Here is a 12304-nt window from a genome sequence, read left to right as displayed (position 1 = left end):
CCTGGACGGTACCTGTGGTCATCATGCATAGCCACGCGTCGATCCGGACGTTATGATCGATCATGCGATATTGCGCCTGCGTTCGCAGCATGGGCATCATTCATTAAAATTGCTGTACAACGATATAACAAATATGGGCCATCTAGACGCAGTTTCGGCAGACAAAACCTCACTCGGCTTTGAATTCCAGGATCTAGTGTTTATCGAAAAACTCCTGGAACTCAAGCCTGGCGAATCACTGGGGCTCGAAGTCTTAGATGACATCCACCTCGAGACGATATCCAGCAAGTTCCTCCTGTATCAGGTCAAGCATAGCCTGTCCGGAGGCAACATCACTGATCGTGACTGCGACCTGTGGAAAACGCTCGCCAACTGGCTTAAAGCGTTACCCGAACTGCCGCAGCACGGCGAGGTCGGTTTTCGAATATATACGAATAAGGCGTTGAACAGCCAGACACTTATCAGTCTGCTCAAGGCACCCAAAAAAGACATCGAAGCGATCATCACGCATATTCGTGAGACACACCATGACATCGCTGCTACAGACGCGCAGAAAGCCCCCGAGGCATCTCCCAATCCAATCGCGGGCTACGCCAGGGCACTGGCGCAAGCATCCGATGTCGACCTGTGCTTTCTTTTCGAACGCTTCGAGTTCCATGCGGACAACAGCGGGATCCTCGCACGAATCGACTCGCTCCTGACCTACCTCTCAGTGCCGGATAGCCGGCTCCTAGCGACCCGCCAAGCCTTGATCGGGGCTTTCAAGGAGTACAAGTTCAAGACCATCTGTGCCAACGAGAAGGTTAGCATTTCCTTCGATGATTTCCGAAAACGGATGGGATTCAGGCTGATTCTGACGGCCGCGAGGACTGACGAAGCAAATTTTGAGGAGTTTGTGGATCGCCATTATTCTTATCGCCGTCCGCAAGAACTGTCCTTCTTGAACAGTAAGTTCCAGGCGCAGCTTGCCGCGCTCAATATCGCATCCGAAGAAATCATCGATCGCGGCATTGAGATGAAGGTCGCCGAAGACTTCATCGAGGAACTGTGCGACCGCGGACTTTTTGGGCAAGTTGAAAATCTTCGGCTGGAAAACAGCGCGCACGGTATCTGGACAGAGATCCATCGGGATACTCACCGCGATGCGCATGCCGACGAGGCAGCACACCGCCAAGCGGCTTATGCCTGCTACAAGCAAACCATCAAGGAGTCGCTGACTGCCAATAAAAATTCGCTGCCGATCGCCATGAGCCGTGGCAAGTTCATTAGCCTGTCGGATCAGCCGAGAATCGGCTGGACGAAGGACTGGGAGGCGAAATTCAAATCATGAGTACCCTGTCCACCAACGAATTGCTCGGTGCAGTTGCACTGCAGACAGCTCTGCAGTACGCACCAGACAGGCGACTCCCGCTCTCCAAAGCGTTCCTCGTCTTGCCTCTCCTGTTCGACCGCAGCATTCGCAAAATACTCAAGGATCAGCGCAGCGCCATCGTGAGTTGCAAGGATCTAATCCTGTCGCACCCCGAAGCTTTCACCACCGTCAGCGCACGCTTCAGCGATCTGTCTCTGACCTCACTCAACACTATATTGCTTGCCTGCGAGATGGGCATGACCCAGCTGGTTAACAGTGAAATTGTGCTTGAGAAAGTCTTTTTCGACGATAACAAGCCGGCACGCGTCGGCAAGACTGCCAGTGACATCATGGGCGCCGGTCCGCACCTGGCCACACTATTGCGGGAGCCAGCCGTTGATCTGTATCAAACCTTTCGGATAGCGCTGTGAGCAACATTCAGATATCGAACATTCTCCTTTGGCAGAAAGACCAGCAGTTCAGAAATCTGGAATTTCGACACAACCACGTCAACGTAATTACCGGTGATGCGGGCAAGGGAAAATCGTCCATCCTGTTCATCATCGATTATTGCCTGCTGGCCAGTGAAACCAAGGGTATATCCAAGACCAATATCGATTCCAAGGTCGACTGGTATGGCATCAGGCTTACCATCGACGGCAAGGAACTGGTCATCGCCCGCCCTTCGGAGGCGCAACAGGACAGAGATCGCGCCTACTTCAGTGAGGATGGAATCATCCCAGAGCGGCCGACACCGAATATCCGTATCGATAACCTCAAGCGGGTCCTCAACAAGGCTTTCGGGATCGATCCCGAGTTGAAGGTTCCTTACGGCGGCAAGTTCATACAGGCTGGTCAGAAGGTCTCGTTTCGCAACTTCCTGGCGCATTGTTATCAGGATCAGACGACCATCATCGCCCCAGATTATCTGTACATTCGTCCAAGTGATGGCCGATACCAGGAAGGGATCGAACGGACTTTTCGCATGGCCATCGGTGCAGAGAACGTCAAGACAGCGCTCGCGCGCAGTCAACTGGCTGACCTCGAACGCAAGAAGGCCGCGCAAGCGAGAAAGCAGGGGATTTATGACAAGGCGGTCCACGCGTTCTCCGACGAGCTTGAGCAGCTCGGCCGGGAAGCCATGTCTTTTGGCCTAGTCGACAACTTCCCGGATACGCCTACGGAACAGATCAATGCACTCCGGCTAGCGCTCGACATGGCCGATATCTTGCCAGCACAACTCTATGAAGAAGATCGAATTGAGGCCGAGATTTTTGAGCTACGCACGAAGAACCGCCGGTTGGTGGCTTTCGTCGAAAACGGAGACCACCATAAAGGTGCGCTCCGGAACATGGCCGATGCGCTTAAACCGGCCAGCATATTCGACGCCGATTTAGAGCAGGTGTTTCCGTCGTTCCTGGCCCATCAGGTGGTTTCGCGCCTTCAGAGGGAACTGAACGATATTCAGCGAACTATCCGCAGCCGCGACACCTTCCCCTTTCTCAAGGAGGTGCAAACGCTGATCGATGATAACGAAAGGCGCATCGTCGATCTACGTGCTAGACAGGCGGAATTACAGCAAAGTCAGGCGATGCGCCGGAGTCCGCAGACCTACCATCGGTATCTTGGCCGGCTCGAGTCGAAGCTTGAGCTCTACGCCAGACGCGACGACTTGCGCCAACCAGTTATCAACGACGACCTCGATGCGCCGATCCGAGAACTGCAGGAAGCAGTCGACGCTAACCTGCAGAAGACTGCCCACACCAAGGAAGAACTCAACCGACGCATCAACGCACGTTTGACGCGGCTGAAACTCAAGGGTTACGAGGGCTTTTTCGCGCATCTTGCCGAGCGGGAACGCCTGATCACCCTGTACTCCCCGGATCTCTCGCAGACAGAGAAAATGCCGGACATTGGCAGTGCGTCGAACTACCTCTACCTACATGTCGCCTATTTTCTTGCACTGCACGAGATCGCCAAGCTTCAGCGCGTACCCTGGATGCCATCGTTCTTGGTGCTGGACCAACCCAGTACGCCGTATTGGACCGACGGAAAGCCGACCGACGATATCGTCAGCCTTGACGTCGTGCTAAGCGAACTCAACGGCTTCGTCAAGGAAATGGACGCGCATGGAGGCTTTCAAATCATCGTGCTGGAACATATCGAAGAGACTCATTGGACAGGCCTGGGGTTGGAACGATTCCACCTAGTTGATCGTGAACTGCGCGAGGATTATGGATTGATCCTACGCAGACCCGCCTCTCCAGCGAAGGAATAGTTGTCTTGGTCAAGCCGGTGAGCGGCACCAAACCGCTCACTACGAATACGACCGACCTCTTCGTGGCGCAACATCCCGAAGCGAGCTGAACATGGTTAGTCGCGCGCTCAACTAAGAGTGGCTAACACCACTGCCCCAGAGGGTCCGTCAGAGTGGTTATGCTCAATGCCCTCATAGCACGACGACCGGTAAGCAAAGAACTGAACCGCCCCGGTTTTCGCAGATGCTCAACACTCTGAGAGGATTGAGCCACGAGCAAATCGAACAAGTTCTCGCCCGAGGTCCGTGAGCGTCCGGGGAGGATGGTTCGGGAGCACCGTGGGGAATACCCGTCGCTGTGAGCGACCATCGAGTCCATCGCTCTCAAGATTGGCTGCGTGCCGCAGACCCTGAACGAATGGGTCAAGCGCGCCGAGGTCGATGCCGGCGCGCGTGAAGGCATCACGACCGGCGAGACGCAGCGGATGAGGGAACTGGAGCGTGAGAACAAGGAACTACGCGGGGCCAACGAGATATTGAACGTTTTTCGCCCAGGCGGAGCTCGACTGGCAAGCCCCCTACGCCGACTGAAGTCGTAAAGGCTTTCATCGACCAGCACCGCCACGCCTTCGGGGTCAAGCCGCTCTGCAAGGTTCTGCAGGTTGCTCCGTCGGCATATCGGCGGCATGCCGCGCTGCTGCGCGAGCCCCACAGGCGCTGTGCCCGAGCCAAACGCGAAGAACTACTGCTGATGCCGCAAATTCAGCGCGTCTGGCGGGCCAACATGCAGGTCTAAGGTGCCGATAAGGTGTGGCGACAGATGGCACGCGAAGGCGTCGTCGTGGCCCGCTGCACAGTCGAGCGGTTGATGCGCAGCATGGGACTGCGCGGCGTGACGCGCGGCAAGGTCGTGCGTACCACCATCGGCGATGCCAAGGCCCCATGCCCACTGGGCCGGATGAACCGGCAGTTTCTTGTCGAGCGGCCCAACCAGCTATGGGTCAGCGACTTCACGTACGTCTCTACTTGGCAGGGCTGGTTGTCCACGAAGCACTGCTGAAATTGGCGGCAGCGATCATCTGCACACGCTTCGTGGATCGGTGGTGTTAGCCAGTCTTAATGGAAGGACAAGGTGCCCGTGCCACGCCGCTCAATGTGCCCCGCCTACTTCTTTTGAATTGCACGTTGTGTCAGTGCCGAACCCGCAGCAGTCTTTGTCGACTTGCTTGATCCCGCGCTACGCAACGCGGCAGATGCGGCAGTCGCTGCCTTTGTGGATGTGACCTTTGGTGGTGCTTTGTGCTGAGACAAGGCAGATCCGGCAGCGGATTTCGCAGATTTACTTGAATCGCTGCTTCGTAGCACTTTGGAAGCGGCCGTAGCGGCACGCTTGCCGGTGACTTCGGGCCTAATTGCCATGTTCCACTCCTACGGAAGATTGATTTGACTTCTTCACCATTTCGACTGGAGATGTGTCATTGAACACCAGGAATGCGACCACGGTGAGGATGGCTGCAAACAATAGTGCGCTAGTAAGACCGCCCGCCACGTTTACTCCGAACTGCGGCCAGAACTGCTTCAGCTCTTTGATCTCGCCGACCACGATTCCGTTTTCGATTTCTTTCCGATACTCCGCATCTAACTCGGCGGAAACCTGTTCTGAGTATGCAAGCAAGGCATTCTCTGCAGTACCCTTTGCACGCAACAGGGCGCCCGGTGGTTGCTGCTCGTACCAGCCATGAACCTGATCCGCAGTCGGCAGAGCGCCGTGGCTCTTCTCGTAGTGTCGCATCCATTCAACGCGCTGCTCTTCAACGACAGCAAAAGCTACGAGACCCAAAAGCCAACTCTCATTTGATTCTTCGACGAGTTCGCGATAAGTGTCTTGCGCGCCTGCATATTTGGTCATCTTGCATCCACCTCCTGTTTGCGGTGTCGCCGATCTGATCTCGAGTACCTAACGCTTGAGTGAAGCCGCTTCAACGACGAGCCTCAAGATTTGCCCTCAAGGCATCAAGCGCAGCCACCTAGTGGGCTGGCATTGCTGCGCTGTTATACAACAAATTCGTATCTAGGTAACCCACTACATTCTCGACCTGGTCATCCGGAATGCCTGATGAGCAAACTTCCGAGAGGGCTGAATCGATGATCCTTGCATCGTCTGCCGTGATTGAGCCGCCATCTTTTGAGGCGAAGAGAATGCTTAGGCCAGTCATGAATTTATCCTGCGGCATAACGGATTATGGATCGCAAAAAACGCAGATCATATCTGATGCTTGCGATCTAAATCGGCACTTAAAAGAAGCAGCAAGGGGCTTGTAGCCTGGCCTTGTTGCAGGTGTGCTGAATGAAAATACAGTACCAAACGCAGCCATAAAACCCACCGCATCTCCTATGTTACGCACCACGTAGTTGTTGAATAAGATCTGCGAGCGAATTCGTAACAAGCACTATAGCCTACGCACGGAGCAGGTCTATGGTAACAGCGCGGCAATCCCATGTTGACCGTCGCAGGCAACACAGGCATTGATCAGGCGGCGCCCTCAGCCTGCCAGCGATACAGCAGCAATTCTTCGGTCCGGCTGGCACGTGTGTGGGCAGGCGCGTGAGCACGTCCTTCAGGTAGAGGCATAGGGGCCATGCCCGTTCAACCCCGCTCCCGCTCCGCAGAAGAACGCCTTCGTAGCGGCAGAGTCTAGGGGCTGGGTTTGGTGTGCATCGCTCCATCGGCAACCAAGCTCGAGAGCTCGCCGTCCTGATGAAGCTCCCGCAACACAGCAATGAGGTCTTCGGCTTGGCGATGGGGCGCCCCTGTCCCGGTCGCGCCGCCTTTAAGCGGGAGCTCTGCACCAGCTTGATGCTCTTCGGACTTGACCAATGTACTGTATTTATATACAGTTACCTCTATGGAAGCATCACCCATACCAAAACCCTCTCCGGGATCTGTATGCGTGACAGGCCGCCAGCGCGGTCTCAATCAGGCGTTGGAGGTACCCACATGCAAGCATAAGGTGAGAGCTTCTAAAGGCAAGCGCATCTATCGCCTCCCGACTTTGATTCATTGCAGCTTAGCGCCCCTTGCTCTACTGGCGGCTTTCATACGTAACAGCTTTGATACAGTCCTGCCCATCGACTTAAAAAGGTGGAGCGTTGACTGCATGGAAACCCAAAAGCTCACGATCGACTTACTTTCGAAACGCCAAGATGTCCTGCCATATGTTGCTCAGGTGGTTGAGGCCGCTGAAACTGTCCGTGATGCGTTGGGTTGGTTCCCGTTCAAGGTCTACAACGAAGCTGCAACCGGTGAACGGCTTATCGTGGCGGTTGCTCGCCAAGCTAATGAGGCACGTTATGCGGGGCACCTTCTGTTTGCTACGCGGTTTCCGCGGGGCTACGTCATGCAGATCCATGTCGATTCGAGGTGCCGCCGCCACAACGTCGCAAAGACAATGCTCGACTCGCTCAAGGCACATTTGAGCGCGTTGAACTACATCGCCATTGATGCTCGGGTCGCTGAAGACCTTCGCTCCTCCCAGGAGTTTTGGCAAAGCCAGGAGTTCTATGCATATCGCACCACGCCAGGAGGGAAGACAAGGGGCCGGACGCTGGTGGTGCGCAGCCACGAACTACCGACCCAGCAGCTTTTTGCGCCCAGTGGACTGAACCATCGAGATCCTCTGGGCCTTGCTGTCGAGCCCTCTGCAGCCACCAAACTCTATCTGCTGGACCTTAACGTCATGTTCGACCTGGGTCCGCGCAGAGCACGGCATCAGGATGTTGTCGACCTGTTTGCGCTAGAGCGCTTGGGCGTGTGCCGCCTCGCATTGAGCACCGAGTTTGATACAGAGCTCAAGCGGTCGGCAACAAGCGGAAAGACCGACCCCATGCAGGGTCTAGGACAAGTTTTCCCGAAGTTCGCAGTGCCCCCTGGCGATGTCATGACGCAGCTCACCAACGAACTTGCTCCCGTTATTTTTGCGGAGCGTTTCGCAGCAGGTGCCCTGACAGCAAACGACCTCTCTGACCTGCGGCACCTTGGCACAGTGATACATCACAAGTTAGCAGGGTTGGTGACCAGCGATGGTTCCATTCGCGATGCATCGGCCATGCTTCGCCTGCGGTATGGAATCGAAGTGCTCTCCCCATCTGCGTTTCAGATTTTGGGGGAGATTGACCCGGAGCTTGGCGCCATCACAGCCAGCACACGTGACACGCTGGAGCTGAAGGAGCTCACCTGTGGCAACGAGGTTGCGGTCCGCGAACTCCTTGCGCGCCTGGGCGTAGCTCTGGTTGATCAGTCCACTGCCTGGGCTGCAGATGATGGCAACAGCCGGGCCCGCCATCGCTACATCGTTGTGCAAGAGGATCAAACTATTGGGTATCTGATGTGGCCCAGTGGTCTCAGAGGAGGCACTTGCGATGCCTACCTCGCGGTCGATGAACGGGTTACGTGCGCACATGACGCAGCACGCCTGATGCTCGTTCACTTGATGGGAAGGGCTGAAAAAGAGGTTCAACGCATTCGGCTGAACCTCGCTCCCCAGCAGGCGTCTGTCAGGGAGGTTGCACTTGAGATCGGCTTCACCGGCACGAACAAGGCGCAGGAGCTGCACAAGGTATCGCTCTACAGCGTGGTCCTTGCCCAGAACTGGTCTACACACCGCTCGAAACTTCAAAGCGCGAGCGAAATCGGCCTGCCAACGTCGATGCCGATTTTCCGAGATCCAGACCAATACATCGAACTCACTCGGCCCGATGGTCAACGCACCCAGCTGACAGCTTTCGCTTTGGAAACTTTGCTCTCGCCAGCGCTGATTTGCATGCCTGGCCGACCTGGGGTGCTCGTGCCTATCCTGCGAGACTATGCAGAACATTTGCTGGATCACCTAGATCAGATGCAGCTGCTGCCGAGCGCCAAAGCTCTGCTCTACCAGCAACGCCACTATTTGAGTTCGCCGCAGACCCTAAAGGCGTTCCGACGTGGGAGCTTGATGTTCTTCTACGAATCTGGGCGCCACAAAGGACTCAAAGCCGTGGTGGCTGTTGCACGGGTGACAAACGCTTACCTGAGTGCTGAGGGGATGGTCGACAAAGGGGACTTGGACCGATCGGCGCTTGAGGAAGTCGATCTATCAACCATCGGCAAGTCAAAAATCAAGGCCGTCGTGGCCTTCAGCAACCTTAGAAAACTGCCAAACCCTGTGCCGCTGGCGCGCCTTAAGAGGCTCGGTTGTGGCGAGCCTACCCAACTGCTGACAAGTCGATCGCTCACATCCGAGCAGATCGAAAACATTCTCCTCGAAGGATTTCCGCATGAACGCCCCGCATAACTTCCTGATCTCTCTTGAAGAACGGCATGCGAACAGGATTCTGCAGGGCACCAAAACCGTTGAGCTCCGTCGTCGGCCTATGCACGTAGCCCTTGGATCAACGGTCTGGTTCTACGTAAAGATGCCGGTCGGCAGCATCGTCGGCTGCGCCACTGTCACAGGCCTGCACACGCTCGCCCCCAGCACACTGTGGAGGCGATTTGGCACCGTATCGGGCCTCAAGCGCCAAGAATTTTTCGAATACTTTTCAGGTATTTCGAAAGCCTTTGCATTGGGCCTGAGTGAGCCTACTGAGCTCACGTCCCCCATCCCGCTGAGCAAGCTGCGCGACGTGTCGGGAGGCTTTCACCCACCACAGTTCTTCGCCAATGTCGCAAATGATGGACCTTTACTGCACGTGATGAGCCAAGCTCTTCACGGCAGGCCCGCGACGTCGCAAAATCTGCAGACTGAGCTGGAACTGGCCTGAGGCGCCCCATGGAAACAAACGCCTCAAACACCCTCAGGCTCTGCTACGGCCTGAGCGAGCTTGCGTTTGCAGTATGGAACCATCTGCGCGATGAGATCTTTACAAACCTCGAAAGCATTCAACACCTCAGAGGGTGAGGTGCCGGGTGTATAGAACTTCCCGCCTTCCTCGATCAGGCCTAGCTTGGGGCGAGCACCGGCAACTGCGGAAGTCATCTCGCTGATGGGAAATTCTGGCGGTATGCCTGGATAGTTGGCTCGCTCAATGGTCTTGTCCGCTCCTTGCAAGACTCCCCTAGAAACGCATCTGGCACAGAAGTGCAAAAAAACTGATTTCGGGCTGTGGACTTCTGCCCCGATGCGCCCAGCTTACTTGGCTTTGAATCGGACCGTGATGACCTTGCCTTCAGCCGTGGTCACCGTCGCAACGACGCGAGCACCAGACACCAACTTCGTCGTAGCCTCGAGCTTGTTGCCCCCGACCGGTTTGAGTTCGACCTCGCTCTTCTCGGTGCCATTCAGAATGGCCAGCTTGCCACTCATTTTGCTGGCGTCTGCAGGCGCATCGTGGTCCACGATGTACAGCGCAGCCTTATCGCCTTCGTTCGCAAGCTCAAACGACAGGTCGCTAGCGGTCTGAACCACGCCTCCATATTGGGCCTTGCTAGGGCCATGGGCGGAAGCATTGAAGGCCAACGCAGACAAGCCGAGCATGACGGCCAGGGCAGTTTTACGATTCATCATTTCCATCTCCAAGTTTCAAGTTGACCGCAAGTTGAGGCTGCGGTGTCGCCTATCTGAGTGCACGCGTCAGTACGCGTGTTGAACGTCGTGAGATTCTTCCGGTTGGTCGGTGATGAGACGCTCTGTCGCCTTGCGACCGAACCGCAGGTACATCAGCGGTGTCATCAATGTGTCGAGTAGCGTTGAACTCACCAAACCGCCGAAGATGACGACAGCCACTGGGTGCAGAATTTCCTTGCCGGGTGCGTCGGCAGACAGCAGCAAAGGAGTCAGAGCAAACGCGGCAACGAGCGCAGTCATCAGGACTGGAGTCAATCGTTCCAGTGAGCCGCGTACAACCATGGCCTGGTCAAACGTCTCCCCCTCGAACTTGCAGAGGTTGATGTAATGGCTGACCTTGAGGATGCCGTTGCGCGTCGCGATGCCGGCCAGCGTGATGAAGCCCACCATTGAGGCAACAGAGAGGCTGATGTCTCCAATCCACATGGCGACCACACTGCCTATCAAGGCGAGGGGGATGTTCGCCATGATGATGGCCGCCAGCGTGACAGACTTGTACCGGGAGTACAGGACCAGGAACACCAGCAACAGGGACAGCACGGATAGACTGGCAATCAGTTGCGCGGCCTGCTCCTGAGCTTGGAACTGTCCCTCAAGGCTGATGAACGCGCCAGCCGGCAGCGTCACCCCGCCAATCACGCTCCGGATATTGCTCACGATGGAGCTCATATCGTTGCCATCCGTGTTCGCGTAGACAACAATGCGGCGCCTCCCGTTCTCCCTGCCAATCTGGTTTGGGCCGTCGTTCTGCTCGACCGTCGCGATGGAAGACACAGGGATACGTCCCGACGGAGTATCGATGAGGGTACGCTCCAGGTCCTGGGGCGTTCGAGCCCCATCTGGCAAACGCAGCACCAACTCGTACCGCTTTACGCCATCGACAATTTGCGCGCTGTGTGCTCCATCTGTCAGGGCTTGGAGGATACGGACGGCTTCCCCGGGAGAGATGCCTGCCTGCGCTGCCTTGCGCTGGTCGATGCGCACCGTGATTTGGGGAATAAGCACCTGTTTCTCAACAGACAAGTCCACCACGCCAGGAATGGTCGACATCCCCAGGCGTAGTTGCTCCGCCAAACCACGTAGGGTGTCAGTGTCGTCACCGAAAACTTTGACTGCAATCTGCGCGCGAACGCCCGACAAGAGATGGTCCAACCGGTGTGAGATGGGCTGGCCAACGGCAACTTGCGCGGGCAAGACGGAAAGCTTGCCGCGGATGTCAGCCATGATGGCTTCTCGGTCCCGCTGACTACGGCGAAGGTCGACATCGATTTCTGCAGAGTGCACACCCTCCGCATGCTCGTCCAGCTCCGCACGTCCGGTACGACGCCCCACCTGCGTTACCTCTGGAACCTCCTTGATGAGTGTTTCAGCCAGTGAGCCCATCCGGTTAGCCTCTGCCAGTGATGTCCCGGGGTTGAAGACCATTCCGAGAACCAGGGAGCCTTCGTTGAAAGCCGGCAGAAACGCCCTCGGGAAGAATGGCACGCTCGCTGCTGCACCGGCAACGGCCAAAGCTGCCGCGCAAAGCAGTATCTTGGTGCGCGGAAAGGACCAGCTCAGCAGCGCCTCATCCCAGCGCTTCAAATGCGTGACCAATGTGCTGTCACCATGGTCAATACGGCGCATCTTTGGCAGCAGGTAGGAGCTCATCACCGGCGTGACGGTCATGGACACCAGCATCGATGCCAGGATGGAGACGATGTAGGCAATGCCCAGCGGTGTGAAGAGCCGCCCTTCGATGCCGGGAAGAGCGAACAGAGGAACGAACACCAGACACACGATGATGGTGGCGTAAACGATGCCTGAGCGCACTTCGATACTGGCGTGGCGTACCACCTCCATGGTCGACAGTGGCCTGGGCAACTGGCGGTTCTGCTTCAGCCGTCGCAGGATGTTTTCCACGTCCACGACAGCATCGTCGACCAGCTCGCCAATGGCGATGGCCAGGCCTCCCAATGTCATCACATTGATGGACTGTCCGAGCAGCTTGAAGACTACCGCCGTCACCGCCAGCGAGAGCGGGATGGCGACGAGGGAGATAAGAGTGGCTAACACCACCGATCCACGAAGCGTGCACAGATGATCGCCGCTGCC

8 protein-coding genes, 1 pseudogene and 1 other annotated feature are annotated in these 12304 nt (G+C 56.5%); of the genes and pseudogenes, 6 read left to right on the top strand and 3 right to left on the bottom strand.

Annotated elements, in window-relative coordinates:
- Positions 1–52 precede the first annotated feature (52 nt).
- The 4 genes and pseudogenes from AC5I49_RS04930 to AC5I49_RS04915 form a co-directional block, all read left to right on the top strand.
- Positions 53–1330, top strand: coding sequence for a hypothetical protein (locus AC5I49_RS04930; protein WP_012203680.1), 1278 nt, complete (start codon positions 53–55; stop codon positions 1328–1330).
- The gene (locus AC5I49_RS04925; RefSeq protein ID WP_012203679.1) at positions 1327–1782 is read left to right on the top strand and encodes a three component ABC system middle component; all 456 of its coding nucleotides are present in this window, start codon (positions 1327–1329) and stop codon (positions 1780–1782) included. Before AC5I49_RS04930 ends, AC5I49_RS04925 begins: the two co-directional genes overlap by 4 nt.
- On the top strand, positions 1779–3629 hold the full coding sequence (locus AC5I49_RS04920) for a DUF3732 domain-containing protein (RefSeq protein ID WP_012203678.1): 1851 nt from the start codon (positions 1779–1781) through the stop codon (positions 3627–3629). Before AC5I49_RS04925 ends, AC5I49_RS04920 begins: the two co-directional genes overlap by 4 nt.
- Positions 3630–3931: 302 nt before the next feature.
- A pseudogene (locus AC5I49_RS04915) lies at positions 3932–4650 on the top strand (IS3 family transposase); the annotation flags it as partial.
- Positions 4148–4278 (top strand) — a sequence feature (AL1L pseudoknot). (Overlaps the previous pseudogene by 131 nt.)
- A 366-nt stretch (positions 4651–5016) precedes the next feature.
- On the opposite strand, the gene AC5I49_RS04910 reads toward AC5I49_RS04915, so the two are convergent.
- Positions 5017–5517, bottom strand: coding sequence for a hypothetical protein (locus AC5I49_RS04910; RefSeq protein ID WP_012203675.1), 501 nt, complete (start codon positions 5515–5517; stop codon positions 5017–5019).
- A gap of 1249 nt (positions 5518–6766) precedes the next feature.
- On the opposite strand from AC5I49_RS04910, the gene AC5I49_RS04905 reads away from it, so the two are divergent.
- Complete coding sequence (locus AC5I49_RS04905) at positions 6767–8938, top strand: GNAT family N-acetyltransferase (protein ID WP_012203673.1); 2172 nt, start codon at positions 6767–6769, stop codon at positions 8936–8938.
- The gene (locus AC5I49_RS04900) at positions 8922–9407 is read left to right on the top strand and encodes an ASCH domain-containing protein (RefSeq protein ID WP_012203672.1); all 486 of its coding nucleotides are present in this window, start codon (positions 8922–8924) and stop codon (positions 9405–9407) included. Before AC5I49_RS04905 ends, AC5I49_RS04900 begins: the two co-directional genes overlap by 17 nt.
- 368 nt (positions 9408–9775) lie before the next feature.
- Here the strand turns inward: AC5I49_RS04900 and AC5I49_RS04895 are convergent, their stop codons facing one another.
- Entirely contained in the window at positions 9776–10150 is a 375-nt protein-coding gene (locus AC5I49_RS04895) for a hypothetical protein (RefSeq protein WP_012203671.1), read from the bottom strand.
- 66 nt (positions 10151–10216) lie between these two features.
- On the bottom strand, positions 10217–12304 hold a 2088-nt coding region (locus tag AC5I49_RS04890), incomplete at its 5' end, for an efflux RND transporter permease subunit (RefSeq protein ID WP_495788931.1).

The sequence above is a fragment of the Delftia sp. genome (assembly GCF_059499305.1).
Note: the sequence above shows the minus strand (reverse complement) of the source record. Positions and strands in the feature narration are given on the sequence as shown.